The organism is Demequina activiva (assembly GCF_016862815.1).
Lineage (GTDB): Bacteria > Actinomycetota > Actinomycetes > Actinomycetales > Demequinaceae > Demequina > Demequina activiva.
Genome location: NZ_BONR01000003.1, coordinates 261,842 through 287,430, shown reverse-complemented (window position 1 = coordinate 287,430; position 25,589 = coordinate 261,842). Strand labels below are relative to the sequence as shown.

The following is a 25,589-nucleotide window of genomic DNA, read 5'->3' as shown; positions in this document are numbered from 1 at the left end:
GTGTTGATAGCTCTGAGCGTTCTCATCGTCTTCCTGACGGCGCTGGCCGCGCCTGTGCTCGGCCGGTACGTCGGGAGGGCCGCAGGCTGGCCGTTGGCCGGCGCGCTGCTGGCCGTGGCGGCCATCATCGCCTCGGCGTCCTCGGGCGGCGTGCGGGAGGAGACGCTGGCATGGATGCCCACGCTCGGCGTGGAGCTGTCCCTGAGGCTCGATGGCCTGTCGCTTGTGTTCGCGCTCCTCGTGCTCGTCATCGGCGCCGTGGTCCTCGCCTACTCGGCTGGATACCTCCCGCACGGGCGGCACAGCTCCTTCTACGGCCTCATGACGCTGTTCGCCGCGGCCATGCTGCTGCTGGTGCTGGCCGATGACGTGGTGGTGCTCTTCGTGGCCTGGGAGGCGACCACGCTGTGCTCGTTCTTCCTCATCGCGCGCTCCGGCGCGGGCGGCCGGGAGCCGGCGATCCGCACGCTCCTGGTGACGGTGCTGGGCGGTCTCGCCCTGCTGTCCGCCGCCGTCGTGATGGCGGTGGGAGTGGGGTCGACGCGCATCAGCACCATCCTCGCGGATGGGATCTGGGCGGAGGATGCCGCCTTCACCGCCACCGTGGCGGCGCTGCTGGGCATCGCGGCGTTCACCAAGTCAGCGCAGTTCCCGTTCCAGGCCTGGCTGCCTGACTCGATGGTCGCGATCACCCCCGTGAGCGCCTACCTCCATGCTGCGGCGATGGTGAAGGCCGGAATCTACCTACTGTTCCGCTTCTCGCCCGCGCTGGCCGGCGTCCCACTGTGGTCCTCCCTGCTGGTCACGGCCGGTCTGATCACGGCCGCGCTCGGATCCATCGCCGCGCTCAAGCGCCACGACCTCAAGGAGCTGCTGGCGTACTCCACCATCAGCCAGCTGGGCTTCCTGGTCGCCATGATCGGGGTCGGGACGCCGGAGGCGCTCGCGGCGGCGATCGTCCACACCATCGCCCACGCACTGTTCAAGTCCTCGCTGTTCCTCGCCGTCGGCGTGATCGACCACACCGTGGGCACGCGCGACATCCGCAAGCTCGGCGGGGTGGGCGCCCGCATGCCCGTCACCGCCACCATCACCATCCTGGCGGCCGCGTCGATGGCGGGCATCCCGCCGCTGCTGGGCTTCGTCAGCAAGGAGAGCCTGCTCGACGCGTTCTGGGAGGCCCCCGGCGCCGCCTGGCTGGGGCCCATGCTGGCCATCCTCATCGCCGTGTTCGCGGTGTTCACGTTCGCGTACTGCGCACGCCTGGTGATCGGTGCGTTCAGCAGCACTGCGGACCACCCCGACAGTGCGACGCCTCTCCAGGAGGCGTCGCCGCTGCTGTGGCTGCCAGTCGCGCTGCCGGCCGTGGCAGGCCTCGTGCTCGGGCTGGTGCCCGGCGCGCTCGACGGCCTGGTGAGCGGCGCGGCCACAGCGGCCTCAGGGACCACCGTCGACAAGCACCTCAGCCTGTGGCACGGCGTCACCCCGGCCCTGATCCTGTCCGTCCTCGTGATCACCGCTGGCGTGCTCATGGCCGTGGGACGGCGCCGCGTGGATGCCGTTCTCCAACCTCTGCACTGGCCGTGGTCCGGACTCGCGGTGGTCGACAGCGTGCGCGCGGGCACGGAGCGGCTGGGCGCGTGGGTGGGCGGACTGACCGCCACGACCTCCCCGCGCCGGCACCTGCTGATCCCCATCCTGTGCCTGCTGGGACTCGCGCTCGCGGCCGGGATGGGCGGTCTCGATCTCGCGGAGCGCGTGACCGGCCCCTCGACCGCGCTGGACTGGGGCCTCCTGGTGCTGGTGCTCGCCGGCGTCGCGGGTGCGGTCGCGTCCCGCACGCGCATCACGGCCGTGGTCGTCATCGGCGTGGTCGGCTTCGCCATCACGGCCTGGTTCTACTCGCTCGGCGCCGCGGACGTCGCGATGACCCAGCTGCTGGTCGAGATCCTCACGGTGGTGGTCATGGTGCTGCTGCTGCGGCGCCTGCCCCGCACGTTCGCCAAGCAGACCCGTCGCGGCGCCATCGTCCCCGCCCTGATCGCGGTGGGCGCCGGCATCGCCACCACCGCCGCAGTCATGGCTCTGACGGGGCGCCGCAGCCTGTCGAACGCTGGCGACTACTACGTGCGCGAGGGCGAGAGCGAGACGGGTGGCGCGAACATCGTCAACACCATCCTCGTCGACTTCCGCGCGCTCGACACCCTCGGGGAGCTCACGGTGCTGGGCATCGCAGGACTGACCATCGTGATCCTCCTGCGGGTGCGTCGCGAGCTCGACGACCGGCAGCCCGAACCGCCGATCGACCGCTCGCAGGCATTGGCTGATGCCCTGGCGAACTCGGTGTTCACGCGGACGCTCACGCGTCTCGTGGGCCCTCTCACGGTCCTCCTGTCCGTCATCCTGCTGCTGCGGGGGCATCAGGAGCCGGGAGGCGGCTTCATCGCCGCGCTGATGGGCGGCGCCGGCTTCGCGCTGCTCTACCTGGCGGCGCCCACGGACGACGTCGCGCGACTGCGGCAGCCGTTCCTGGTGCTCATCGGCGCCGGCGTGCTGGTCGCGACGGTGACGGGGCTCCTCGGCTACCTGAACGGATCGTTCCTCGCCACCCTGCACCTGTACGTGGGCAGCCTGCACCTCACGAGCGCGCTGCTGTTCGACATCGGCGTGTACCTCGCCGTGATCGGCGTCGTGCTCGCCGCGATGAACCTGCTGGGCCTGCCTCGCACGCCACGGCCGCCGCTGGCGGAGGACGCGACGCCCGCCCCGGCCCAGCCCACCGAGGAGGAGGTGGCTCGCTCATGAGCATCGCGATCGCAGCCGGAGTGCTCGTCGCCGGCGCCGTCTACCTGTTCTCGCGCCGCGAGATGCTGCGGGTGATCCTGGGGTTCGTGCTCCTGAGCCACGCCGTCAACCTGATCATCATCGCCGCGGGAGGCACGGACAGGCGGGACGAGCCCATCGGCGGCGACCTGGACCCCTCGCTCGTCGCGGACCCCTTGCCGCAGGCCTTCGTGCTGACGGCCATCGTGATCGCCTTCGCGATCACGATCGTCATGCTCGTGCTCGCCGTGACGGGCCGTCACGACGACGACATGTCGCAGCCCCCGCAACGGGACAGCGAGCCGGGCACACAGGCGTCCCAGCCCACGCGGGAGCAGGGAGGGACCTCATGACTGGGGCCATGCTTCCGCTGCTGGTCGCGGTGCCGCTGGTCGCCGCAGCGGTGCTCGTGCTGCTGGCACGCCGCACCCGGTCCACGCTCGTGGTGCTGACAGCAGTGCTGGCGCTCGGCCTCGCCGGGGCCGTGGCCACCGTGGTCGCGAGCGCGGACGGCGGCACCCTCGCGCACGGAGTGGGCCTGTGGCCCGTGGGGATCGCGATCCCGTTCGCCGCGGACATGCTCACAGCGCTCATGCTGACCGCGACCATGCTCCTGACGCTCACGTGCACGGCCTTCGCCATCGCCTCGGGCTTCGCGCGGCGCCGCTACTTCGCCCCGCTGGTGCTGGTGCTGACCGCGGGTGTCAATGGCGCGCTGCTCACTGCGGACCTCTTCAACCTCTTCGTGTTCATCGAAGTGATGCTCCTGCCGTCCTACGCGCTGTTCATCCTGGCCGCGCCGGGCAAGGCGAGGCTGCGGAGGATCGCCGGCGCGCGCATGTACGTGCTGGTGAACCTGTTGACGTCCACGGTGTTCCTCGCCGGAGTGGCGTTCGTCTACGGCGTCGCAGGCACGGTGAACCTCGCGGAGCTGGCCGGTGCCGCAGCATCCTCGGACGCCGTGGCCGTGGCCATGGCGATCTGCCTGTTCGCTCTCTCGATCAAGGCGGCGGTGTTCCCCGTCCACGGGTGGCTCACGCAGGCGTACCCCGCCACCTCTCCGGCGATGACGGCGATGTTCTCCGGCCTGCACACCAAGGTCGCGATCTACGCGATCTACCGCATCTATGCCGTGGTGTTCGAGGGCGACAGCCGCTTCCTGTGGATCGGCGTCGTGGCGTTCACCGTGACGATGATCGTGGGCGTGCTCGGCGCCGTGGGAGAGAAGAGCCCGCGCGCCATCCTCACGTTCAACATGGTGAGCGGCATCGGCTACATCCTCATGGGCGTCGCCCTGTTCGGCGTGGCCGGACTCGCGGCGGGAATCTTCTATCTCATCCACCACATGATCGTGAAGGCCTCGCTCTTCCTGTCCACCGGGGCGATCGAGGTGCGGTACGGCACCGGATCCCTCGACCGGCTGGGCGGGCTGGCGCGCCGCGAGCCGCTGATCGCGGTCGCGTTCTTCGCGGCGGCGCTGTCGCTCGCCGGCATTCCTCCGTTCTCCGGATTCGTCGGCAAGCTCGGGCTGGTCCTGGCCTCGGTGTCCGAGGGACAGCTGGTGGCCGCGGGCGTGATGGTGCTGGCCAGCCTGGTCACGCTCATGTCGATGCTCAAGATCTGGTCGAACGCGTTCTGGGGCAAGCCCCAGGCACCGGACGGCTCCAGCCCGGCTCCGCACCCCTGGCCCCTCGAGCGCGGCGCTCACGCCCACCACGAGGCCAGCACGGTGCTGTCGCCGGTGCAGCACCCCGAGGACGCGACGCACCACGAGCGGAGCCGCATCAGCCTCCCGCTCGCGCTCCCCGCCGTGTTCCTCGTGGTGGTGAGCCTGGCGCTCGGCCTCGGCGCAGAGTTCCTGCTGGGGCTATCGGAGACCGCGGCCCAGGGCCTGGTCGACACCAGCGGCTACGTCGAGGCGGTGCTGAACTCATGAGCATCATCACCTGGCCGGTCAGGCTCGTGTGGTTCGCGATCTGGTTCGCCACACGGGTGGTGATCTCCAATGCCACCGTGGTGTGGGACAACCTCACTCCAGGCCAGCGCTCCGATCCCGGGGTCGCGATCCTGCCCACGCGCTGCCGGACGGATGCCGAGCTCACCGTGCTCGCGGCCCTCATCACCCTGACGCCGGGCACGCTGACGCTGGGCACCTCGAGAGCGGCCTCGGACGACAGCCCCCGCGACCTGTACGTGCACGGGATGTATCACCCCGACGCGGAGTCCCTGCGCAGAGAGCTGCGCGACATCGAGGGGCGCATGCTCCATGCCATGCGACGTCAAGGAGGTCCGCAGTGATCGGCATCGACATCGGGCTCGGCCTGCTCGTGGTGGCATGCCTGGCCAGCACCTATCGCATGATCGCCGGCCCGTCCGAGGCGGACAGGGTGGTCGCGGCGGACCTGCTGTTCTTCGGCATGATCGGCATCATCGCGCTCGTGGGAGTCCGCATGGCCTCTGCCGCGACCTTCGACCTCGTGCTGGTGGCGAGCGTGGTGGGATTCCTTGCGACGCTCTCGCTCGCGCGAGCGCTCACGAGGGGGACCCGATGAGCGTCCTCGAGATCCTGGGGCAGGTCCTGATCGTGGCGGGTGGGCTCGTGTTCCTCACGGCGGCGTTGGGAATCGTGCGGTTCCCGGACGTCTACACCCGCATCTCCGCCGTGGGCACCGCCGCCGGCCTGGGCATCGTCCTGGTCGTGACCGGCGCGCTGCTGATGCAGCCCGGCATCAGCAACGCGGTGAAGGTGGCGGTGATCATCGCGCTTCAGCTCGCGACCTCCTCCGTGGGCTCCATGGCCGTCGCGCGCTCGTCCTACCTGATCCGCACCCCCATGCGTGCGAAGGCGTTCCACGAGCTCGCTGATCTCGACGCGCGCGTCGCCGACGGCGATGGGTCGCCGCAGACGTCCGAGCAGCCGTCAGAACGAGGCGAGGCTCACTGAGCTCACCCGGGAGTGCGCACCCTCGCGGGACCCGTCACGCCGCCGGCTTCGACCTCGCGCCGGGAGCCGAAGGACACAGTGCCGCGATCTCGCACGCGCCGCACTCCGGCTTGCGCGCCTTGCAGCGCCGCCTGCCATGGAAGATGATCCGGTGCGACCACAGCGTCCACTCGCGCCGCTCGATCAGCGCCATCAGGTCGCGCTCGATCACCACGGGATCCTCGCTGACGGTGAGGCCCAGCCGGCGCGCCAGCCGGCCCATGTGGGTGTCCACCGTGATCCCGGGAACGCCGAACGCATTGCCCAGGACCACGTTCGCGGTCTTGCGTCCCACGCCCCGCAGCGTGGTCAGCTCCCCCAGCCGGCCAGGCACCTCGCCGTCGTAGCGCTCGACGATGTCGCGACTGAGGCCCAGCAGCGACTCCGCCTTGGCCCGGTAGAAGCCCGTGGGCCTGATGAGCGCCTCGAGCTCGTGCCGATCCGCGCCGGACAGGGCCGTGGCGTCAGGGAAGCGGGCGAACAGCGCGGGCGTGACCTGGTTGACCCGCACGTCGGTGCACTGCGCGCTCAGCACGGTCGCGACGAGCAGCTGGAAGGGCGTCCGGTAGTCCAGCTCGCAGTGCGCATCGGGGTACACCTCCGCGAGCATTCGGTTGATGGAGCGCGCGCGGCGCGTCAGCGCGACAGGCGGCGCATCCATGCGCGCCGATGCGACGGTGAGCGGGGTGCGGGAGGCCATGCGTCAACCCTAGGCGACCCTCAAGGCCCAGCCTCCGCGGGCCGATAGACAGGGCGTCGGAGGCCGCTGCGCCTCGACCCCTATCGCTCGGAGGTGACAGTGCCCACGTCGGACGTCTCGCCCGAGGTCACCGACCTCCGCCACCGTCGACGCGAGATCCGCCGTGAGCTCGCGCGCGTGCGCTGGTGGCGCCGCCTGGTGCAGGCGCGCAAGGACCTCGCCATCGCGCAGCTGACCGATGTGCAGGAGCTCGAGCGCCTGGGCGTCGACGACGCGTGGGAGGCGCTGGCAGCGGATGCGCCCACCACCTCGGAGCTCGCGGGAGCCGTGTGGCCGGAGAAGCGGACCGCCACCCCCACCAGCGTGGAAGCCCTCGTATCGCTGGATGCACGGCTAAAGTCGTATGAAGACCGTGTAGGCGACAATCTGGAGATGGTGACCGCGCAGATGGTGAGAGCACTGGGGCACGAGCGCCGAGTGGGACCTCATGGTCGGGGCGGCGACCATGGGTGAGTCGCCCCGCGAGGAGCAGCTGCTGCGTTCCTCCCCGCTCTTCGGCGGGATGGATGGCAACAGCGCGCGCTCGCTCATCGCCATGATGACCCGCACGGAGCTCGCGAAGGGCGACGTCATCTTCAACGAGGGCGACGAGGGCCACGCGCTCTATGTGATCGTCAAGGGCAAGGTCAAGATGGCCCGCACCGCCCGTGACGGACGCGAGAACCTGCTGGGCCTGCTGGGTGTGGGCGACATGCTGGGCGAGCTGTCGGTGTTCGATCCCGGTCCGCGGCTGTCGCGCGCCCACGCCGTCGAGGACAGCGTGATCTACGAGCTGCCCAAGGCTGTGCTCGACGAATGGCTCGACGATCACCTCGAGATGTCGCGCCACCTGCTGCGAGCACTCGCCCAGCGCATCCGCCGCATCTCCAACACCATGGCCGACCTGGTCTTCTCCGACGTCCCCGGCCGCGTGGCCAAGGCGATCCTCGACCTCGGTCACCGGTTCGGACGCATGGAGCGCGGCCACGTGACGGTGCGTCACGGGCTGACCCAGGAGGAGCTCGCCCAGCTGGTGGGCGCCTCGCGCGAGACGGTCAACAAGGCGCTCGCGGACTTCGCCTCGCGCGGATGGATCGACGTCCACATCGGCTCCGTCGAGGTCTACGAGCCCGAGCGCCTGCGCGCTCGCTCGCGCTGACGAGGCCTCGCCACCGCATCTGCCTCACAGCGTCGGCACGTGTTGGCCACGGCGCTCAGCCGGCGCCGCAGCGGGTTAGAGGGGACGCAGCTGGGCGATCAGCTCGATCTCGACCGGCGCTCCCAGCGGGAGCGAGGCGACGCCCACCGCGGAGCGCGCGTGGCGACCGTGCTCGCCGAACACGTCCGCAAGGATGCCGCTGGCCCCATTGAGGACCGCAGGCTGCCCGATGAAGCCCGGGGCGGAAGCGATGTACCCGGTCATGCGGACGATGCCCAGGACGGAGTCGATGCCGCCGGCTGCGGCGGCGACGGCGGCCAGCGCATTGAGGACGGCGGCGCGGGCGCACTCGACGGCGCGCTCCGGGCCCACATCGCCCGCGCGCGATCCCACCAGCCCGGAGGCGACCAGCTCGCCGTCGACCAGCGGCAGCTGGCCGGACGTGTAGACCAGGTCACCGTGCCGTCTGGCAGGGGTGTAGGTGCCCACCGGGGTCGCGACCTCGGGCAGCGTCAGCCCCAGGTCCGCAAGGCGGGCCGATGCGCTCATGACTTGGGGCGCTTGAGGTACGCGACGAGGCCGCCCGTGGGACCCGTCACCACCTGCACCAGCTCCCAGCCGTCCTCGCCCCACTGGTCGAGGATCTGCTTGGTGACGTGATCGATGAGCGGTACAGTCGCATATTCCCACTGAGTCATGAGACGAGCGTAACGCGCCCGCATCGGAACTCTCGATGCGTGTGGCACGTTGAGCATGGGACGTAAGGTTGGTATATGGGTCTCTTCACTTCACGCCGCGCGCGCCGGGATGGCCACGTGACGGTGGTGCAGCTGCTGTCTGCTCTGGTCATGTTCGTGGCCTTCGCAGTGATCGGCGGCTTCCTGCTCGCAGGCATCGCGCTTCCAGCGGTGACCGTCGCGGGCTCTGCAGCCAACAGCTCGGTCGAGCTGTTCGAGGAGCTGCCCGACGAGCTGGTCGACGTGACCCTGCCGCAGCAGTCGAACATCTATGCGCGCGACGGCAAGACCCTGCTCGCGACGTTCTACGTCCAGAACCGCGTGGTGGTGCCGCTCGAGGAGATCTCCCCGTGGATGCAGATGGCCGTGGTCGCGGTCGAGGACCGCCGCTTCTGGGAGCACCACGGCGTCGACGGCGAGGGCATCCTCGCCGCCGCGTACAAGAACGTGGCGCAGGACTCGAACGCGGGCGCCTCGACGCTGACGCAGCAGCTCATCAAGAACCGCATCCTTCAGAAGGCGATCGCCGAGGAGGACAACGAGGCCATCAAGGAGGCCACGGAGGCCTCGCTGCCGCGCAAGATCCGCGAGTGGCGACTGGCCCTCGCGTTCGAGGACAACCTCGACCAGCGTCTGGGCGACCAGTGCTCCGGATCCGACCCCGCCGTGGACTGCGGCAAGGAGGAGATCCTCCAGCAGTACCTCAACATCGCTCAGTTCGGCACGAACATCTACGGCGTCGAGGCAGCGGCGCAGTACTACTTCTCGAAGTCTGCCGCAGAGCTGAGCGCCATCGAGGCCGCCACCATCGCCGGCGTCACCCAGAACCCCTCGAAGTGGGACCCCACCCGCACGTTCGACACCGATGACGGCGTCCTCGACAACTACGAGAACGCGCAGTTCCGCCGTGACACGGTCCTCCTCACCATGAACGAGGAGGAGATGATCACGGACGAGGAGCTCGACACCTACGTGGCGGTCCCCATCGAGGAGACCCTCGACGTGTCGCGCCCCAAGTTCTCCTGCTCGGCCTCCGCGATCGCGCCCTTCTTCTGCGACTACGTGACCAAGATCATCGATCAGCACGAGGTCTTCAACTCCGACGGCAAGAGCGGCGAGGACCTGCTGTGGACTGGTGGTCTGGACATCGTGACCACGCTGGACCCGATCAAGCAGAAGATCGCGAACCAGGAGCTGCGGGAGACCCTGCCGGAGGATGACGAGTCCGGCTACGCGATGGCCATGGTGGCCCTGGACCCGGACACGGGGCAGATCCTCGCGATGGCGCAGAACCGCGAGTTCGACCCCGCGGCCAAGGCTCCCAACTCGACGTCCATCAACTACTCCACGGATCGCGCCTTCGGTGGATCGCGCGGCTTCAGCCCCGGCTCCACGTTCAAGCCCGTCATCCTCGCGGAGTGGCTGAACTCCGGCCACGGCTTGCGCCAGGTCGTCACCGGCAACATCCGCGAGTACGACGACGGCGACTGGGTGGACTCGTGCGAGGGTCCCGTGCAGTTCTACGGCGACCCGTGGAAGCCCGGCAACACCGGCAACACCGGCGCGCGCTCGCAGTCGGTGCTGCAGGCGACCGCCAACTCCGTGAACACCAGCTACGTGGCGATGGCCAGCCAGCTCGACCTGTGCAACATCGCGGACATGGCGGAGTCGCTGGGCTTCAAGCGCGCGGACGGCGCCCCCTTCGAGAAGATCCCGTCCGCGACGCTGGGCACCCAGAACGCCTCGCCGCTCACCATGGCCTCCGTGATGCAGACCTTCGCGAACGAGGGCATCCACTGCGAGCCCATCTCGATCCTGTCCATCTCCCAGCCGGACGGCACCCCCGTGGACGTGCCCCAGGAGGAGTGCCGGCAGGCGATCTCCGCCGAGCTCGCGGCGGGCGTCTCCTACGCGATGCAGGAGGTCATGACGGACGGCTCGGGACAGACGAACCAGCTGAACGGCCGCCCCTCTGCGGGCAAGACGGGAACCTCCCAGGACAACGCCCACACCTGGTTCGCCGGCTTCACGCCGCAGCTCGTGTCCGTGGTGTGGCTGGGCAACCCGGATGAGGACGATCCGCAGCAGTTCAAGACCATCGGCGGCCGTTACGAGGACTACTTCTACGGCTCGACCCTCGCGCTGCCCACCTGGCAGGCCTTCATGAACCGTGCCCTGGAGGGCAAGGAGGTCATGCAGTTCCCGGAGGTCTCCGACGAGATGCTCAACGGCGTGCCCGTCACGGTGCCCAACCTGTTCGGACGGTCCGAGAGCACCGCCCGCTTCCTGGCCGCCGAGGCCGGCTTCCGCCTGCAGGTCTCGGACAAGCGCGTCTTCTCCAACCAGGTCGAGAGCGGCGCCGTCGCGGGCCAGAGCCCGGGCTCCGGCGGCAAGATGACGCCGGGCAGCACCATCACGGTCTACCTGGCCACGGACAGCCTCCCGTCCTGGTGGTACAACTGGCCCAGCGGCTGGGACCGCACCAAGGCACCGGACGACTATTGGGGCAGCACCTGGCCCCCGGAGTCGTTCCAGCAGAACCCGCCCAACGGCTGGGTCCAGCAGTGCGAGGACCCGAACGACGCCTGGAACGAGGACAAGAACCAGCCGTGTCCCGGCTTCGACGAGGACGGCCAGCCTTCGGACAAGGGCGGCGGCAACGGTGGCGGCGGCAACGGCGGCCCGGGCCGCAACGACGACGACTGACCCCTGATGAGCGGATGGACGCGCGCCGCAGGCGCCACCGTCGCCGTGGGCGCGGGCGTGCTCGTGTGGAGCCTGGTCGAGGCGCGGTCCTTCGTGGTGCGTCAGGTCAGTGCACCCGTGCTCGAGCCGGGAGCGAAGCCGCTGCGCATCCTGCACCTGTCCGACCTGCACCTGACGCCCCAGCGGCGCGAGACGGTCGCATGGGTGCGCTCGCTCGCGCAGTTTCGCCCTGACCTCGTGGTGGACACCGGCGACAACATGGCACACGCCGATGCAGCGCCCGTGGTGCTGGAGGCGCTCGAGCCGCTGCTCGGCACTCCTGGCGTGTTCGTCCACGGCTCCAACGACTACTACGGCCCGCGCCCCAAGAACCCGCTGCGCTACCTCGCTGCTCCCACCCGGGTGCGCCGCGACGCCGAGGAGCTCGACCACGAGGCGCTCACGGCTGGTCTCACGAGCCGCGGCTGGCTCGACCTCAACAACGCGCGGGGCGCGCTCGACGTGGCCGGACGTCGGGTGTCCTTCGTGGGCCTCGACGATCCGCATCTGGGGCGGGACGCGCTGCCCCTGGACCCCGGTTCCGGCGTCGAGGAGGGCGAGCTGCGCATCGGCGTGGTGCACGCCCCCTATCTGCGTGCGCTCGAGGCGCTGCGCGGCGATGGCGCGCAGGTGATCCTGGCGGGCCACACGCACGGCGGTCAGGTGTGCGTCCCGGGCTACGGCGCGCTCGTGACCAACTGCGATCTCGACACCTCGCGCGCCAAGGGGCTGCACGGGTGGCCGGGTGCGCGACCTGACGCTCCCGGCGGCGAGGACAGCGTGTGGCTCAACGTCTCCGCGGGGGTCGGGACCAACCCGTACACGCCGGTCCGACTGGCCTGCAGGCCGGAGGCGACGCTGCTCACGCTCATGCCCCGGGAGGGCTAGGGGCGAGTTAGGTCGCAGGGGGTTCCATCCGGTATCCTGACACGGCTGTTTTCCGGGGTGTGGCGCAGCTTGGTAGCGCGCGTCGTTCGGGACGACGAGGTCGCAGGTTCAAATCCTGTCACCCCGACCAGCAGAAAGGGCCGGTGCTCACGCACCGGCCCTTTCGTCGTCGGGGGGTGCTGTCAGGAGACGGCGGATGCGGCGGCGCGGTACTGCTCGCGGATCACCGGGCGGTGGTCCTGCGCGGGGGTCGCGACGGTCTCGACCGGCCAGTCGGGACGCTCGCCCGTGAGGGCCCAGGCAGCCTGGGCCGCGGCGCCCAGCGCGACGTACTCGGCGGGCTCGGGGATCACCACGGGCACCTCGAACACCTGCGCCGCGATCGCCTGCACGGCGGGGTTCTGGGCCGCGCCGCCCACGATGAGCAGGCGCTGCGGGTCCAGGCCCTGGGCGCGCACGGCGTCGAGGCCGTCCGCGAGGGCGCACAGCATGCCCTCGATCGCCGCGCGCGCGAGGTTCTCGCGCGTGGTCGAGGCCAGCGTCAGGCCCGCCAGGGTCGCCGTGGCGTCCGGCAGGTTGGGCGTGCGCTCCCCTTCGAAGTACGGCACCAGCACGGCGCCGCCGGCGCCAGGCTCGGCGTCCAGCGCGAGGCGCCCCAGCTCGTCGTGGTCGACGCCCAGGACGCGCGTGAAGGCGTCCAGGACGCGTGCCGCGTTGAGAGTCGCCACCAGCGGGAGGAACTCGCCTGACGCGTCCGCGAAGCCCGCGACCGCACCTGACTCGTCGCGAGCGGGGGTGGACGTCACGGCGAAGACCGTTCCCGAGGTGCCGATGGACACCACGGCGTCTCCCTCGCCGGCACCGAGTCCCAGGGCGGCGCCAGCGTTGTCGCCGGCGCCTGGTCCCAGCACCACCGCATCGGCCGTGCTCGAGGCGCCCAGGGCGCCGGTCCCAGCTGCCTCGCCCGGTCCCAGCACCTTCGGGAGGATCGCGTCGTGGCCCAGTGCCGCGATCAGCAGGTCGCGGTCGTACTCGCCGCTCGCCGGGCTCCAGTATCCGGTGCCCGAGGCGTCCGAGCGGTCCGTGGTCAGCTCCTCGAGCACGGGACCATGCGGAGACTCGCCGGCGGGGCCGTAACCGCGCAGGCGCCACGTCAGCCAGTCGTGGGGCAGGGCCACGGCGGCCACACGGGCGGCGTTGTCCGGCTCGGCGTCGCGCAGCCAGCGCAGCTTGGTCGAGGTGAACGATGCGACGGGCACCAGGCCCGTGCGCTCCGCGAGCGTGGCGGCGCCGAACTCCTCGATGAGGTCCGCGGCCGCGCCGGCGGAGCGGGTGTCGTTCCACAGCAGGGCGTCCCGGATCACCTGGCCATCCGCGTCCAGCACGACCATCCCGTGCTGCTGGCCGCCGATGGACACGGCGGCGACGTCCTCGAGCCCGCCGGCCTCGGCGAGCGCCGAGCGCAGCGCGTCCCACCAGGCGGCGGGCGCCACCTCGGTGCCGTCGGGGTGCGAGGCGCGGCCGGTGCGCACCACGTCTCCGGTGTCGAGGTCGCGGATGACGACCTTGCAGCTCTGGGTGGAGGAGTCAATGCCTGCGACGAGCGTCATCGCGCGTCCTTTCAGTAGGGGGAAGCGGGTCCGCCCGCCTCACGTATGGGGGAACGTGGGGCGGGCGGACCGAGGAGTGGAACGGGTCAGCGAGCGCCCATGAGGTACTCGGAGGCCAGCTGCTGGAGACGCACGAAGCCGAAGCCCTTGCCGCCGAAGTAGGCGTCGGCGTCGAAGTCCTCGTACGCGGAGCGGTCCGCGAGCAGGTCGTCGTAGGACTCGCCCTCGCCCAGCGTGGTCTTGCCGAGCTCGTAGACCTTGGCCTCCTCGAGGGCCTCCTGGACCTCGGGGTCCGCACGGAAGGCCAGGGCACGCTCCTTCAGCAGCAGGTACATCGACATGTTGGCGCGCACGGACTCCCACACGCCCTTGCTGTCCTCGGTGCGCGACGGCTTGTAGTCGAAGTGGCGCGGGCCGTCGTACGTGGGGCCGCCGTTGGGGCTGCCGTTCTCCAGCAGGTCAACCGTGGAGAACGCGTTGTGCAGGTCGCCGTGACCGAACACGAGGTCCTGGTCGTACTTGATGCCGCGCTGGCCGTTCAGGTCGATGTGGAAGAGCTTGCCGCAGTCGAGAGCCTGCGCGAGCCCCGCCGTGTAGTTCAGGCCCGCCATCTGCTCGTGGCCGGTCTCGGGGTTGAGGCCCACGAGCTCGGGACGCTCGAGCGTGTTGATGAACGCGATCGCGTGGCCGATGGTCGGCAGCAGGATGTCGCCGCGGGGCTCGTTGGGCTTGGGCTCGATGGCGAACTTGATGTCGTAGCCCTTGTCGGTCACGTAGTCGCCGAGGACGTTGACGGCCTCGCGGTAGCGCGCGAGCGCCGCGTTGATGTCCTTGGCGGAGTCGTACTCGGCGCCCTCGCGTCCGCCCCACATCACGAACGTGGTGGCGCCCAGCTCTGCGGCGAGGTCGATGTTGCGCATCACCTTGCGCATGGCGAAGCGGCGAACTCCGCGGTCGTTCGAGGTGAAGCCGCCGTCCTTGAAGACGGGGTGGCTGAACAGGTTGGTGGTGACCATCTCGACCACGATGCCCGTGTCGTCGCACGCGCCCTTGAGGTCGTCGATGGCCTTCTGGCGGTCCGCGTCGGAGGAGCCGAACGGGAACACGTCGTCGTCGTGGAAGGTGATGCCCCAGGCGCCGGCCTCGGCCAGTCCGTGGATGGCCTCGACGGTGTCGAGGCGGGGGCGGGTGGCGGAACCGAACGGATCCTGCGCCTCCCAGCCGAGGGTCCAGAGGCCGAACGAGAACTTGTCCTCGCGGGTGGGGGTGGGTGCCATGGTGATGCTCCGATCGTCATTGATCCGTGGGGAGGTGGATCTGTTAGGTTGTTGGCTACAACATATGCCGCAGGGGGCGACCTGTCAAAATGTGGGCAGTCCGCCGATCAAGGGAGAGCACGCGCATGGTGGAGCACACGCCCGGACGGCCCCTCGCGGCCGGTCGCGGCAGCCGCAACGAGGCCACGCGCCGCCACAACCTCTCGACGCTGCTGTCGCTCGTGCACCACCGTCAAGGCGTGTCCCGCGCCGACCTCACGCGGGCCACCGGACTGAACCGCTCCACCATCGGCGTGCTGGTGGCGGACCTCGTCGCCGGTGGCCTGGTCCGAGAGACGGCGCCCGCCACGGGAGCCGTGGGCCGGCCCAGTCCCATCGTGGTGCCGGATCCCGACGTCGTCACGATCGCGATCAATCCCGATGTCGACGCGATCGTCGTGGGCATCGTGGGGATGGGCGGCGTGGTGCACGCACGTGAGCGCGTGCCCATGGCGAACCTGCCCACCGTCGAGCAGATGGTGGACGTGGTCCGGGTGCACTCGGCGGACATGCTCGACGGCACGCCGTGGCGAGCCGTCGGCGCCGGTGTCGCGATCCCCGGCCTGGTCCGGGTGCGCGCCGGCGAAGTCGCTCGAGCGCCGCACCTGCTGTGGCGCGACGAGCCCATCGCGGAGCCGCTGCGGCGCGCCCTGGGGGTGCCCGTCGCCGTCGACAACGATGCGAACGCCGGGCTGGTCGCGGAGTCCCTGTTCGGCGCCGGCCGGGGGCGCTCCAACCTCGTCTACCTCAACGGGTCCGTGTCCGGCATCGGCGGCAGCGTGCTGAACGATGGCGCGGTGCTGCGCGGCTCCGATGGGTTCGCGGGCGAGCTGGGGCACACCCTCGCGCGCTCCGATGGCGAGCAGTGCCACTGCGGCCGCACCGGCTGCCTCGAGACCGAGGTCAACCTGCAGCGGCTCGAGCGCGCCGCCGGCGCCGCGGGCATCGACCATGCGGATGTCGAGGGCTCGCTGTCGCGGTCCGAGTCCGCGGTGCTGGGCGCCGAGCTCGACCATCAGGTCGACACGCTCGCCCGAGCGATGGCGTCCTTCGTCTCCGTGTTCAACCCCGAGGTGATAGTGCTGGGCGGCTTCCTCAGCGCCCTCCACGCGCTGCGTGGCGACCGCCTCGCCGCGGCCCTGGAGGATCTCGCCTTCGCTCCGCTCGCTGACAATCTGGACGTGGTGCGCGCGGAGCTGGGAGACGAGCTGCTCATGGTGGGCGCCGCGGAGATCGCGTTCGGGGACCTTCTCGCGGACCCGCTCGGCACCGGCTAGGGCCGCCGATGCGCGGTCGCGGCACCGCGCGCACGCATGGTCCGGCCGTGGCAGGGTGGGGTCATGAGGGCTCGCATCAGCGGTGACGCTCGAGGGGGCATCCTGTGCTGACCCTGCTCGCGGCCCTGCCCATCATCGCGATCCTGCTGCTGATGGTGGTCGCGAAGTGGTCCGCTGCGCTCGCGGGTGCCACGGCGGCCTTCGGCGCCATGGTGCTGGCGTTGAGCGCGTTCGGCTTCGGCGGCGAGGATGATCCCTTCACGCAGATCGAGGGCATCGTGGGGGTGCTCGCCCGCGCGGGGTGGGTGGCGCTGACGGTGATGCTCATCATCGGGCCGGCGCTGGGCATCCACCACCTGCAGCAGCGCACCGGCGCGACCTCCGCGCTCGAGGCCGGCCTGGCACGGATCACCCCGGACCCGCGCGTCGCGGCGCTCCTGATCGTGTGGTTCTTCTGCCTGCTGATCGAGGGTGCCGCCGGGTTCGGCACCCCGGTCGCCCTCGCCGCGCCCTTCCTCGTCGCGGCCGGCTTCAAGCCCGTCACCTCCGTGGTCGCGGCGATGCTGGGCCACGCCTCCGCCGTGCCGTTCGCCGCGGTGGGCACCCCTACGCTCGCGCAGCTGGCGATCGTGGACTACTCGCCGTTGGACCTGTCGTGGGCGGTCGCGCCGTACATGGCCGCGACGGGCCTGGTGCTCGCGTTCATGGTCGCCCGCATGGTCGGGACCCTCATGCCCACGGCCGGACCGCCATGGCGCTGGATGGCGGTGGCGTACCTGGCGTTCTTCGTGCCCAACCTGCTCATCGCACGCTTCGTGGGACCGGAGCTGCCCAGCCTCGTGGGCGCGATCGGCGGTGCGGTCGTGTTCATCCTGATCGTGCGCTGGGTCCTCATGCGTCGACCGCCCTCAGCGGCGTCGGAGCAGATCGCGGCGGAGGAGCGCGTGCACGAGGCCGCCGACGAGGTGGTCGAGCGGACCGTTCCTCCTGGCGTCGATCCCGCCGCCCGTGAGCGGGCGTCGAGCGAGGCCCCTGCGAAGCAGGACCCGACCATGGGATTCCTGGCCGCATCGGCGCCCTACCTGGTGCTGGTGGTGCTCGTGCTCGTGACGCGCCTGGTGCCGCCCGTGCGCGAGGCCACGCAGTCATGGGAGGTGAGCTGGGAGCTGTACGGTCACTTCTCCGAGTCCATCCAGCCGCTGTACCACCCGGGCCTGCTGCTCGCGCTGTCCTTCCTGGCGGGAGCGGCGTGGCAGCGTGCGGCGCTGCGGGACGTGGGCCTGGCCTTCGAGAAGGCGACCTTCCAGGTGGTGCCCGTGTTCGTGGCGCTGGTGGCGATGGTCACGGTCGCCTTCACGATGTCCGAGTCCGGCATGACCACCGAGCTCGCGCTCGCGGCCGCCGCCACGGGCGCGCTGTGGCCCGTGCTGAGCCCGTTCGTGGGCGCGCTCGGCACGTTCATGACCGGATCCGCGACTGCGTCCAACATCCTCTTCACGGAGTTCCAGGACCAGACGGCGCTGTCAGCGGACCTCGACCCGGTGCCGCTGCTGGGCGCACAGGGCGCGGGCGCGGCGATCGGCAACATCATCTGCCCGCACAACGTGGTCGCGGCAGCGGCGACGGTGGGGCTGTCAGGCCGCGAGGGTCAGGTGCTGACGCGTGCGCTCCCGGTCGCCGCGGTGTGCCTGGCGATCATCGGCGTCATGGCCTGGGCCATCGTCTAGCTGCCCTCCCCCCACCCCAGAATTTGGCACCATTTTCATCGTCTAGGGCCCTAGACGATGAAAATGGTGCCAAATTCTGGAGCAGGCGGGGCGGTTCGCGGCTCGCGGCGTCAGGCGGATGCGCGAGCGGCGAGTCGCTCGGCGACCAGCTCTGCGATCTGCACGGCGTTGAGCGCCGCGCCCTTGCGCAGGTTGTCGCCCACGATGAACAGCGCGAGGCCACGACCGTCGTCCACGCCCTGGTCCGCACGGATGCGGCCCACGTACGTGGGATCGGAGCCAGCGGCCTTGAGAGGCGTGGGAACCTCGTCCACGACGACGCCCGGCGCGTTCGCCAGGATCTCGTACGCACGCTCCGGCGACAGGGGGGAGGCGAACTCCGCGTTCACGGACAGCGAGTGTCCCGAGTACACCGGCACGCGCACGCAGGTGCCGGACACGCGCAGCCCCGGCAGTCCCAGGATCTTACGCGACTCGTCGATCAGCTTGCGCTCCTCCACGGTCTCGTTCGAACCGTCCTCGAGGAGGTCGCCGGCGAGCGGGAGCACGTTGAAGGCGATCGTGTCGGTGTACACCTGAGGCGCGGGGAAGGCCACCGCGCGGCCGTCCCGGGCCAGCGCATCGGCGTCCTGCGCGGCGGCCCGTGCCTGGGTGCCCAGCTCGGCCACGCCAGCCACGCCGGAGCCCGAGACCGCCTGGTACGTCGACACGACCAGCCGCACCAGCCCGGCCTCCTCATGCAGCGCCTTGAGCGCCGGCATCGCGGCCATCGTGGTGCAGTTGGGGTTCGCGACGATGCCCTTGGGGATGCTGTCCAGCGCGTCCGGGTTGACCTCGGACACCACCAGCGGCACCTCGGGGTCCATGCGCCACGCGCTCGAGTTGTCGACCACGATCGCTCCCGCGTCCGCGAACAGCGGCGCGTACTGGCGGGACGGGCCGCCGCCGGCGGAGAAGATCGCGATGTCGATGCCGGCGTAGTCGCCGGAGGCGATGTCCTCGACGGTGACGTCCTGACCGCGGTGAGGCAGCACGGTGCCAGCCGAGCGCGAGGAGGCGAACAGGCGCACGGACGCGTCGGGGAAGCGGTCCGCGACGAGCTCGCGCATGACGGTGCCCACCTGACCGGTGGCACCCACGATCGCAATGGTCAGGCTCATCGTCCGCTCCCTCCGTACACCACGGCCTCGCCCTCGCTGGAGTCCAGCTCGAACGCGGTGTGGACGGCGCGCACGGCGTCGTCCAGCTTCTCGGATCGCGTCACCACGGAGATGCGGATGTCCGAGGTCGAGATCATCTCGATGTTGACGCCCGCGTCGCGCAGCGCGGCGAAGAACTTGGCGGACACGCCCGAGTTGGAGCGCATGCCGGCGCCCACCAGCGAGATCTTGCCGATGGTGTCGTCCGTGCGCAGGTCCGCGTAGCCGATGCCGTCGTGAGCGGCCTCGATGGCGGCGGTCGCGCGCGGGATGGAGTCCGCGGGAAGCGTGAAGGAGATGTCGGTGACGCCCGTGACGGTGGCGGACACGTTCTGCACGATCATGTCGATGTTGACGTCCGCCTTCGCGACGGCCTCGAACAGGCGCGCGGCGGAGCCGGGCACGTCAGGGACTCCGATGACCGTGATCTTGGCCTCGGAGCGGTCGTGCGCCACGCCGGCGATGATGGGGTCTTCCATGTCGTCTCCCTCGTCAGTGTCGCTCGTCACCCAGGTCCCTTCAAGACCCGAGAAGGACGATCGCACGTGGATCGGAACCTCGAAGCGTCGCGCGTACTCGACGCAGCGGGGCATGAGCACCTTCGCGCCGGACGCCGCGAGGTCCAGCATCTCCTCGTAGGAGACGCGACCCAGCTTGCGCGCGGACGGGACGATGCGCGGGTCCGCGGTGAACACACCGTCCACGTCCGTGTAGATCTCGCACACGTCAGCGCCCAGGGCGGCGGCGAGCGCGACGGCGGTGGTGTCGGAGCCGCCGCGGCCCAGGGTGGTGACGTCCTGGGTGTCCGGGTGCAGGCCTTGGAAGCCCGCCACGATCGCGACGTCGCCATCAGCGACGGCCTTCTGCAGGCGCCCTGGGGCGACGTCGATGATGCGGGCGCGGCCGTGGTGCTCGGTGGTGATGACGCCCGCCTGCGGGCCGGTGAACGCCTGCGCGCCCACCCCCAGCTCGCGGATCGCCATCGCCAGCAGCGCCATGGAGATGCGCTCTCCGGCGGTGAGCAGGATGTCCATCTCCCGAGGCGCGGGATCCTGGGTGACGGCGTTGGCGAGGTCGATGAGCTCGTCGGTGGTGTCGCCCATCGCGCTCACGGCGACCACCACGTCGTTGCCGGCCATGCGCGTGTCAGCGATGCGGCGGGCGACGCGCTTGATGGCGTCGGCGTCCGAGACGGAGGATCCTCCGTACTTCTGCACCACGAGCGGCATGCGGGAACTCCAGGGATGAGCGGTTGGTTGCGCCCTGCCCCGGGCACGGGGCCTCATTCTAATGAGGGGGCGGGTTTTCGCCTATTCGCGCGGGCACAGTGGTGAGGGCCGATGCGTTCTCACGCGGCGATATCGTGGCGTCATGGCGCACCTTGAGGACCCGATCGTGACCACCGAGACGGGCGACGTGCGCGGGCGCTGGCGCTCACGGGCCGATGCGCGGGGCACCGAGTCCGTCCACGCGACCTTCCGTGGCATCCCGTTCGCGGCGCCGCCGGTGGGATCCCTGCGCTTCGCGGCGCCCGCCCCTGTGGCGGCGTGGGACGGCGAGCGCGACGCGGGGGAGTTCGGCCCCACGCCGCAGCGCGAGTCCCCGTACGATCCGCCGCGCATCCCGGAGCCCTCCATCCCCGGCGAGGACGTCCTGTCAGTGAACGTCACCACCCCGGATCCGTCGCGCGGAGCTGGCCTGCCCGTGCTGGTGTGGATCCACGGCGGCGGGTTCATCGCCGGCTCTGCGGCCAGCCCCTGGTACGTGGGAGAGTCGTTCGCTCGCGACGGCGTGGTGACCGCGACCCTGTCCTACCGCCTGGGGTTCGAGGGATTCGGATGTCTGGAGGATGCTGTCCCCAATCGCGGCGTCCTGGACTGGATCGCAGGACTCGAGTGGATCCAGCGCAACATCGCCGCGTTCGGCGGAGACCCCGAGCGGGTGACCATCGCGGGGCAGAGCGCGGGCGGCGCCGCTGTGATGCGGCTGCTGACCCTGCCCTCCGCGCAGCACCTGTTCGCGCGGGCGCTCGCGATCTCGCCGGCGGACGCCTCGGTCTCGCGTGAGCGTGCGAGGGAGGCCGCGCGCGCGGTGGCGCAGTCGCTCGGCGTGAGCACGAACGTGGCCGGCATGTCGAGCGTCGACGAGATCGCGCTGTTCCGCGCGTTGAACGCCGCAGTGCCCGCGGCCGAGGATCCACTGGAGGGGTTGCTGCACCGCAGCGCGCAACCCCTCCCCTTCGCACCTGTGGTCGATGGCGACGTGGTGCCGCATGGCGTGACGGAGGGGGTGATCGCCGGGGTGGGAGCGGACAAGCCGGTGCTGATCGGCGCGACCGCTCACGAGTTCAACGAGTCGCTCGCGGGAGCGACGGCATCGATGCCCCAGCCGGACGCCGCGCGGCTGCTGCGGCATGCGGGTGCACCGGAAGGCCTCGCCGAGACCATGGCTGCTCGCGAGCCCCAGCGTGGCACGGACTGGGCGTTGGGTCAGGCGGTCTCGGACGGCATCTTCCGTGCGCCCGTCGCGGGCTGGGCGGCCTTGCGCGGGAGCGGACCGACGTGGGCGTACGACTTCCGGTGGGAGTCGCGTTCGGACACGGTGTCCGGGGCGGCGCACTGCGTCGACGTGCCCTTCGGCTTCGACATCCTGGGTCGGGACGGTGTGGCGCAGGCCGTGGGCGACGATCCCCCCCAGGCCCTCGCGGACGCGGTGCACGCGGACTGGCTGGCGCTGGTGCGCGACGGTGCCGTGGACGCCCCGCCCCACATGCCGGAGCACGCGACCATCACCTATGGTGCGGACGGGCTGCGACGCGTCGCGCCAGGCTACGAGGTGGAGCGTCGCGTGTGGACGGAGGGGCTGGGCCGCCCGCTCGGGAGCTGAGGCGCGGAGACCCAGTCGAGGGGCTGCGTGGGTCGCTGAGTGAGCTCTGGCCACGGGAATCCGAGCGCGCGCCTGTCCGCGACGGATGCGGCCACGGCATCGCGCCAGTCCACCCGGGCCTCGAAGCCCAGGAGCTCGCGAGCCGTCGCTGGGTCCGAGTGCCAGTCGAGCCCCACGTGAACGAGCGCGCGCGTGAGGAACGGCGACGTCCCCGGGAGCACGGGATGCAGCCGCTCCATGAGAGCCGCGAAGCCGAACGCCGCGCGCGTAGGCACGGAGTACACGGGCCGCGGCACGTTCGCGAGCTCAGCGATGTGCGAGATCGCCTCCCGACTCGTGGGCTGCTCCGCTCCCACGATGGGGATCGGGACGTAGCCCTCGATCCCAGGCGCGAGCGCGGCGAGCGCCATCGCTCGGCCCAGGTCCGTGCCGTCGATGAGCGGCATGCGCGCGCTGCCGCGGTCCACCCACGGCACCATGCGCGTCCTCAGACGCGGCACGAGCGCGGAGACGAGGCCGAGCGAGAGGCCCGGGCCCACGAAGTGGCCCAGCCGCGCGGACACGACCGTCGTGGAGCCCGGTCCTGTGCCGGCTGCGCCCCGGGCGTGCTGCTCGACCGCGACCATCGCGTCCAGGTGAGGCCAGTAGCCGCGGGCGACGGGGGCATCGGCCGCCGCCACGGTGGCTCCCGCGCGCGCAGGCGTGCCGATCGCGATCGTGGAGGCCAGGACGATGCGCCCGACCCCGGCCTCGACGGCGCGGTCGATCAGGTCGATCGACGGCTCGAGGAACAGGGAACGCTCGTGGGACGCATGTCCCCAGAAGCTGGACCAGGTGCCGGCGTGGATCAGCACGTCGACGCCCTGCACCACGGTGTGCCGGTAGGTGGGATCCGTGAGGTCGCCGATGCGCGCCTGCGCGGTGTGCGCAGGCGGCACCCGGGATGCGTCTCGGGCGGCAGCGATCACCCGGAGGCCGCTGTGCCCAGCCAGCGCGTCGAGGGTGTGGCGGCCGAGCCATCCGGTGGCGCCGGTGACGAGGACGGTGGTGGGCATGGTGGCTCCTGTCGGCGGGGTGTCGACGCGGGTGCGCGACATAGCAAGGAATCTAACTACTAACTGGATGCGGCGTCAACCCCGCTTTCCCCCACATCAAAGATCAGGGGCTTCCCTCATGGGGTATGCACCAGCGCTCTGCCACACTGCTAGCGATGGCACCGGGCGCATCGCTGCGCCACCCAACCGCAAGAGGAGTGGAATGACCATCACCGAGGACGCGCCTCCGATCACGGAGGCGATAGCCGCACAGGGAGTAGCCCGCAGCTTCGGCGACGTGCGTGCAGTCGAGGACGCGACGCTGTCCGTGCGCAAGGGCGAGGTGACAGCGCTGATCGGCCCCAACGGCTGCGGCAAGACCACGCTCATGCTCATGCTGGCGGGTCTGCTGCGGCCGCACGCCGGCCAGATCCGCGTGGCGGGAGCAGACCCCCGTACGGACGCGGCCGCCGTGCGAGCGGCGATCGGTTGGATGCCGGACCAGCTGGGCTCCTGGGACAACCTCACGTGCCTCCAGACGCTCACCCTCATGGGCGAGGCCTATCGCATCCCCAAGGGGACTGCACGCGAGCGTGGAATGGCCCTGCTCGAGCGCGTGCACCTCGGCGAGTTCGCGCACCGGCCCGCGCGAGTGCTGTCCCGCGGCCAGAAGCAGCGGCTGTCCCTGGCTCGCGCCCTGGTGCACGACCCTCAGGTGCTGCTGCTCGATGAGCCAGCGAACGGCCTGGACCCGCGCTCGCGCGTCGAGCTGCGCATCCTGGTGCGACAGTTCGCCGCGGAGGGTCGCGCCGTCCTGGTCTCGAGCCACGTGCTCGCCGAGCTCGACGAGATGGTGGACGAGGCCGTCTTCATGTCGAAGGGACGGACCCTGGGCGAGCAGGCGGCCGCGATGGTCGCCGATGCCCGCCTCAAGTACCGCATCGACGCGATCCAGCCAGCGGCGCTGCACGCGGCGCTGACGGCCGGCGGAGTCGACTTCGAGCCGACGCCCACCGGGGCCGTCACCCGCATCGCGGACGAGCCCAACGCGGCGCAGGCCCTCGCGTGGCTGATCCGCCAGGGCATCGAGGTCCATCGGTTCGGTCCGGTGGGATCCGCGCTCGAGCAGACCTACATGGCGATGAACGAGGAGCGGCGATGAGCACCGACACCACCACCCAGACCCCGCCGCCCCGTCCCGACGTCCCCGTGTCGCCACCTCCACGCACGGGCAACCCGTGGATGCCCACTCCCCACGGCGTGAGTCTCATGATGCGCATCGAGCTGCGGCGCAGACGCCCCTCCGCCAAGGGCTACGTCTTCTACGGCATCCTGTTCGCGATCGTCATCGCGATCTGCATCGCGGCAGCCGTGTTCGCGCCGCCGGAGCTGTCCTCCGTCAACTTCGAGATCGTCCTGATCATGGTGCTCGGCGTCGGCATGCTCATCGCCCCCTCCCTGTCCGCGACGTCGATCAATGGCGACTCGGGCGAGGGCGTGCTCGCGCCGTTGCAGATGTCGCACCTCACGGCAGGCGACATCGCCGTCGGCAAGCTCCTCGCCTCGTGGGTGGTCTCGGTGGTCGCCCTCGTGGCGCTGTCGCCGTTCCTGATCTACACCTTCCTGAACTCGGGCTGGCGGTGGAACGAGGCGCTGCTCACGGTGGGAGCGATCCTGCTGGTGGTGCTCACCTTCACAGCGGTGGGTCTCGCATGGTCCTCGATCGCCGCTCGCGCGGTCGCGTCCGTGGCCCTCGCGCACCTGACCACCGGCTTCTTCCTCATCGGCACGCTCATCGTGTTCGGCGTGGCCAGCATCCTCGTGACGGAGGAGTCTGCGTCGAGGGACAGGTACATCGACTGGTCGACCCTCGACCAGGAGGCGTCCGCGGCGCTCGACGAGGCGTACATGACGGGCGACTACTCGCAGCTCGACCCGGATGACTACACCTGCATCGAGTCCGATTGGCCCATGACCATCACGCACACGGACCGCATCGCGTGGATCCTGTTGCTCAACCCCGCGGTGATGATCACCGAGAGCGCTCCGGTGGTCGATCCGGTGACGTGGGAGGAGGACGGCCGCGCCGCACCGGGCATGTTCGCGATGATCCACTCGCTCATCTCGGACGCTCGGCTGGGACCCGACGAGGAAGTGAGCGACTTCCAGGCGTACGACGAGTGCGCCGAGCTCCAGGGCATGATCGACGGCACCGTGCCCACGTACGACGAGGACATGACGCAGGAGGAGATCGACGCCTTCTTCGCCGCAGACGAGGCCGAGCAGAACGAGCGTCAGCAGCGTCTCGCGAACCTCACGCCGGCGCCGTGGATCGGGCTGGGCGTCCAGCTCACGCTTCTCATCGGCTCGATGTGGATCGTGATCCGCCGGCTGCGCGTGCCCTACAAGAAGCTCCGTACCGGCACTCGCGTCGCCTGAGCCCGCCGTCGCATCGGCCGTCCAGAC

The 25,589-nt window shown here is 70.6% G+C and carries 23 protein-coding genes and 1 tRNA gene; 16 read left to right on the top strand and 8 right to left on the bottom strand.

Translation table 11 applies throughout. The features are described 5' to 3' along the window. From Dac01nite_RS08790 to Dac01nite_RS08765, 6 genes are read left to right on the top strand one after another with little or no spacing between them, the layout of a single operon-like run. Entirely contained in the window at window positions 1-2,805 is a 2,805-nt protein-coding gene (locus tag Dac01nite_RS08790; RefSeq protein ID WP_239066589.1) for a DUF4040 family protein, read from the top strand. After that, the gene (locus Dac01nite_RS08785) at window positions 2,802-3,176 is read left to right on the top strand and encodes a cation:proton antiporter subunit C (RefSeq protein WP_203656030.1); all 375 of its coding nucleotides are present in this window, start codon (window positions 2,802-2,804) and stop codon (window positions 3,174-3,176) included. The genes Dac01nite_RS08790 and Dac01nite_RS08785 overlap by 4 nt, the downstream gene beginning before the upstream one ends. Continuing rightward, window positions 3,173-4,759 (top strand): monovalent cation/H+ antiporter subunit D family protein, encoded by a 1,587-nt coding sequence (locus Dac01nite_RS08780; RefSeq protein ID WP_203656029.1) that lies wholly within the window; start codon window positions 3,173-3,175, stop codon window positions 4,757-4,759. The genes Dac01nite_RS08785 and Dac01nite_RS08780 overlap by 4 nt, the downstream gene beginning before the upstream one ends. After that, window positions 4,756-5,121 (top strand): Na+/H+ antiporter subunit E, encoded by a 366-nt coding sequence (locus tag Dac01nite_RS08775; protein WP_203656028.1) that lies wholly within the window; start codon window positions 4,756-4,758, stop codon window positions 5,119-5,121. The genes Dac01nite_RS08780 and Dac01nite_RS08775 overlap by 4 nt, the downstream gene beginning before the upstream one ends. Then, a complete protein-coding gene (locus Dac01nite_RS08770; protein WP_203656027.1) occupies window positions 5,118-5,375 on the top strand; it encodes an MrpF/PhaF family protein in 258 nt (85 codons plus the stop codon). Before Dac01nite_RS08775 ends, Dac01nite_RS08770 begins: the two co-directional genes overlap by 4 nt. Further along, window positions 5,372-5,767 carry a cation:proton antiporter gene (locus tag Dac01nite_RS08765; protein WP_203656026.1) on the top strand — a complete coding sequence of 132 codons (396 nt, stop codon included), beginning with the start codon at window positions 5,372-5,374 and terminating at the stop codon, window positions 5,765-5,767. The genes Dac01nite_RS08770 and Dac01nite_RS08765 overlap by 4 nt, the downstream gene beginning before the upstream one ends. 34 nt (window positions 5,768-5,801) lie before the next feature. Here Dac01nite_RS08765 and nth read toward each other — a convergent pair whose 3' ends face one another. Then, entirely contained in the window at window positions 5,802-6,506 is a 705-nt protein-coding gene (nth, locus tag Dac01nite_RS08760; protein WP_239066588.1) for an endonuclease III, read from the bottom strand. A 93-nt stretch (window positions 6,507-6,599) separates the two neighbouring features. Here nth and Dac01nite_RS08755 point away from each other — a divergent pair, with 93 nt between their 5' ends. Together Dac01nite_RS08755 and Dac01nite_RS08750 are read left to right on the top strand one after the other, a co-directional pair. Continuing rightward, entirely contained in the window at window positions 6,600-7,019 is a 420-nt protein-coding gene (locus tag Dac01nite_RS08755; protein WP_203656025.1) for a hypothetical protein, read from the top strand. Continuing rightward, complete coding sequence (locus Dac01nite_RS08750; RefSeq protein WP_203656024.1) at window positions 7,012-7,704, top strand: Crp/Fnr family transcriptional regulator; 693 nt, start codon at window positions 7,012-7,014, stop codon at window positions 7,702-7,704. Before Dac01nite_RS08755 ends, Dac01nite_RS08750 begins: the two co-directional genes overlap by 8 nt. Window positions 7,705-7,779: 75 nt before the next feature. On the opposite strand, the gene Dac01nite_RS08745 is transcribed toward Dac01nite_RS08750, so the two are convergent. Both Dac01nite_RS08745 and sp36 read right to left on the bottom strand, forming a co-directional pair. Next, window positions 7,780-8,253 carry a RidA family protein gene (locus tag Dac01nite_RS08745; RefSeq protein ID WP_203656023.1) on the bottom strand — a complete coding sequence of 158 codons (474 nt, stop codon included), beginning with the start codon at window positions 8,251-8,253 and terminating at the stop codon, window positions 7,780-7,782. After that, on the bottom strand, window positions 8,250-8,402 hold the full coding sequence (gene sp36, locus Dac01nite_RS08740) for a Sp36 family protein (protein ID WP_144019012.1): 153 nt from the start codon (window positions 8,400-8,402) through the stop codon (window positions 8,250-8,252). The genes Dac01nite_RS08745 and sp36 overlap by 4 nt, the downstream gene beginning before the upstream one ends. Before the next feature lie 75 nt (window positions 8,403-8,477). On the opposite strand from sp36, the gene Dac01nite_RS08735 reads away from it, so the two are divergent. The 3 genes from Dac01nite_RS08735 (at window position 8,478) to Dac01nite_RS08725 (ending at window position 12,204) form a co-directional block, all read left to right on the top strand. Then, window positions 8,478-11,147 (top strand): transglycosylase domain-containing protein, encoded by a 2,670-nt coding sequence (locus tag Dac01nite_RS08735; protein ID WP_203656022.1) that lies wholly within the window; start codon window positions 8,478-8,480, stop codon window positions 11,145-11,147. Between the two features lie 6 nt (window positions 11,148-11,153). Beyond that, on the top strand, window positions 11,154-12,074 hold the full coding sequence (locus tag Dac01nite_RS08730) for a metallophosphoesterase (RefSeq protein WP_203656020.1): 921 nt from the start codon (window positions 11,154-11,156) through the stop codon (window positions 12,072-12,074). Window positions 12,075-12,127: 53 nt separating this feature from the next. Next, a tRNA-Pro gene (locus Dac01nite_RS08725) sits at window positions 12,128-12,204 on the top strand. 52 nt (window positions 12,205-12,256) lie between these two features. Here the strand turns inward: Dac01nite_RS08725 and xylB are convergent. Next, complete coding sequence (gene xylB / locus Dac01nite_RS08720; RefSeq protein WP_203656017.1) at window positions 12,257-13,684, bottom strand: xylulokinase; 1,428 nt, start codon at window positions 13,682-13,684, stop codon at window positions 12,257-12,259. Between the two features lie 86 nt (window positions 13,685-13,770). Continuing rightward, on the bottom strand, window positions 13,771-14,961 hold the full coding sequence (gene xylA / locus Dac01nite_RS08715; protein WP_203656015.1) for a xylose isomerase: 1,191 nt from the start codon (window positions 14,959-14,961) through the stop codon (window positions 13,771-13,773). Window positions 14,962-15,086: 125 nt separating this feature from the next. Between xylA and Dac01nite_RS08710 the strand changes: the two genes are divergently transcribed. Both Dac01nite_RS08710 and Dac01nite_RS08705 read left to right on the top strand, forming a co-directional pair. Further along, window positions 15,087-16,277 (top strand): ROK family transcriptional regulator, encoded by a 1,191-nt coding sequence (locus tag Dac01nite_RS08710; protein ID WP_203656013.1) that lies wholly within the window; start codon window positions 15,087-15,089, stop codon window positions 16,275-16,277. Window positions 16,278-16,381: 104 nt separating this feature from the next. Next, window positions 16,382-18,004 (top strand): L-lactate permease, encoded by a 1,623-nt coding sequence (locus tag Dac01nite_RS08705; protein WP_203656011.1) that lies wholly within the window; start codon window positions 16,382-16,384, stop codon window positions 18,002-18,004. 110 nt (window positions 18,005-18,114) lie between these two features. On the opposite strand, the gene Dac01nite_RS08700 is transcribed toward Dac01nite_RS08705, so the two are convergent. Beyond that, window positions 18,115-19,164: an aspartate-semialdehyde dehydrogenase gene (locus Dac01nite_RS08700; RefSeq protein ID WP_203656009.1), complete on the bottom strand. Its 1,050-nt coding sequence runs from the start codon at window positions 19,162-19,164 to the stop codon at window positions 18,115-18,117. Then, window positions 19,161-20,432 carry an aspartate kinase gene (locus tag Dac01nite_RS08695; RefSeq protein WP_203656003.1) on the bottom strand — a complete coding sequence of 424 codons (1,272 nt, stop codon included), beginning with the start codon at window positions 20,430-20,432 and terminating at the stop codon, window positions 19,161-19,163. Before Dac01nite_RS08695 ends, Dac01nite_RS08700 begins: the two co-directional genes overlap by 4 nt. Window positions 20,433-20,574: 142 nt before the next feature. Between Dac01nite_RS08695 and Dac01nite_RS08690 the strand changes: the two genes are divergently transcribed. Next, a complete protein-coding gene (locus Dac01nite_RS08690; RefSeq protein WP_203656001.1) occupies window positions 20,575-22,089 on the top strand; it encodes a carboxylesterase/lipase family protein in 1,515 nt (504 codons plus the stop codon). Here Dac01nite_RS08690 and Dac01nite_RS08685 read toward each other — a convergent pair. Beyond that, window positions 22,032-23,186 (bottom strand): NAD-dependent epimerase/dehydratase family protein, encoded by a 1,155-nt coding sequence (locus Dac01nite_RS08685; protein ID WP_203655999.1) that lies wholly within the window; start codon window positions 23,184-23,186, stop codon window positions 22,032-22,034. The two genes, Dac01nite_RS08690 and Dac01nite_RS08685, sit on opposite strands and share 58 nt — an antisense overlap. 160 nt (window positions 23,187-23,346) lie before the next feature. On the opposite strand from Dac01nite_RS08685, the gene Dac01nite_RS08680 reads away from it, so the two are divergent. Continuing rightward, the gene (locus Dac01nite_RS08680) at window positions 23,347-24,285 is read left to right on the top strand and encodes an ABC transporter ATP-binding protein (RefSeq protein WP_203655995.1); all 939 of its coding nucleotides are present in this window, start codon (window positions 23,347-23,349) and stop codon (window positions 24,283-24,285) included. Beyond that, the gene (locus Dac01nite_RS08675) at window positions 24,282-25,562 is read left to right on the top strand and encodes an ABC transporter permease (RefSeq protein ID WP_203655994.1); all 1,281 of its coding nucleotides are present in this window, start codon (window positions 24,282-24,284) and stop codon (window positions 25,560-25,562) included. The genes Dac01nite_RS08680 and Dac01nite_RS08675 overlap by 4 nt, the downstream gene beginning before the upstream one ends. Window positions 25,563-25,589 lie beyond the last annotated feature (27 nt).

What these genes read in the sequence shown, in the direction of transcription:
- Dac01nite_RS08785 (WP_203656030.1), top strand. Translation starts at nt 2,802, where the DNA reads ATGAGCATCGCGATCGCAGCCGGAGTGCTCGTCGCCGGCGCCGTCTAC.
- Dac01nite_RS08780 (WP_203656029.1), top strand. Translation starts at nt 3,173, where the DNA reads ATGACTGGGGCCATGCTTCCGCTGCTGGTCGCGGTGCCGCTGGTCGCC.
- Dac01nite_RS08775 (WP_203656028.1), top strand. Translation starts at nt 4,756, where the DNA reads ATGAGCATCATCACCTGGCCGGTCAGGCTCGTGTGGTTCGCGATCTGG.
- Dac01nite_RS08765 (WP_203656026.1), top strand. Translation starts at nt 5,372, where the DNA reads ATGAGCGTCCTCGAGATCCTGGGGCAGGTCCTGATCGTGGCGGGTGGG.
- nth (WP_239066588.1), bottom strand. Translation starts at nt 6,506, where the DNA reads ATGGCCTCCCGCACCCCGCTCACCGTCGCATCGGCGCGCATGGATGCG.
- Dac01nite_RS08750 (WP_203656024.1), top strand. Translation starts at nt 7,012, where the DNA reads ATGGGTGAGTCGCCCCGCGAGGAGCAGCTGCTGCGTTCCTCCCCGCTC.
- Dac01nite_RS08745 (WP_203656023.1), bottom strand. Translation starts at nt 8,253, where the DNA reads ATGAGCGCATCGGCCCGCCTTGCGGACCTGGGGCTGACGCTGCCCGAG.
- sp36 (WP_144019012.1), bottom strand. Translation starts at nt 8,402, where the DNA reads ATGACTCAGTGGGAATATGCGACTGTACCGCTCATCGATCACGTCACC.
- Dac01nite_RS08735 (WP_203656022.1), top strand. Translation starts at nt 8,478, where the DNA reads ATGGGTCTCTTCACTTCACGCCGCGCGCGCCGGGATGGCCACGTGACG.
- Dac01nite_RS08730 (WP_203656020.1), top strand. Translation starts at nt 11,154, where the DNA reads ATGAGCGGATGGACGCGCGCCGCAGGCGCCACCGTCGCCGTGGGCGCG.
- xylB (WP_203656017.1), bottom strand. Translation starts at nt 13,684, where the DNA reads ATGACGCTCGTCGCAGGCATTGACTCCTCCACCCAGAGCTGCAAGGTC.
- xylA (WP_203656015.1), bottom strand. Translation starts at nt 14,961, where the DNA reads ATGGCACCCACCCCCACCCGCGAGGACAAGTTCTCGTTCGGCCTCTGG.
- Dac01nite_RS08710 (WP_203656013.1), top strand. Translation starts at nt 15,087, where the DNA reads ATGGTGGAGCACACGCCCGGACGGCCCCTCGCGGCCGGTCGCGGCAGC.
- Dac01nite_RS08700 (WP_203656009.1), bottom strand. Translation starts at nt 19,164, where the DNA reads ATGAGCCTGACCATTGCGATCGTGGGTGCCACCGGTCAGGTGGGCACC.
- Dac01nite_RS08695 (WP_203656003.1), bottom strand. Translation starts at nt 20,432, where the DNA reads ATGCCGCTCGTGGTGCAGAAGTACGGAGGATCCTCCGTCTCGGACGCC.
- Dac01nite_RS08690 (WP_203656001.1), top strand. Translation starts at nt 20,575, where the DNA reads ATGGCGCACCTTGAGGACCCGATCGTGACCACCGAGACGGGCGACGTG.
- Dac01nite_RS08685 (WP_203655999.1), bottom strand. Translation starts at nt 23,186, where the DNA reads ATGTCGCGCACCCGCGTCGACACCCCGCCGACAGGAGCCACCATGCCC.
- Dac01nite_RS08680 (WP_203655995.1), top strand. Translation starts at nt 23,347, where the DNA reads ATGACCATCACCGAGGACGCGCCTCCGATCACGGAGGCGATAGCCGCA.
- Dac01nite_RS08675 (WP_203655994.1), top strand. Translation starts at nt 24,282, where the DNA reads ATGAGCACCGACACCACCACCCAGACCCCGCCGCCCCGTCCCGACGTC.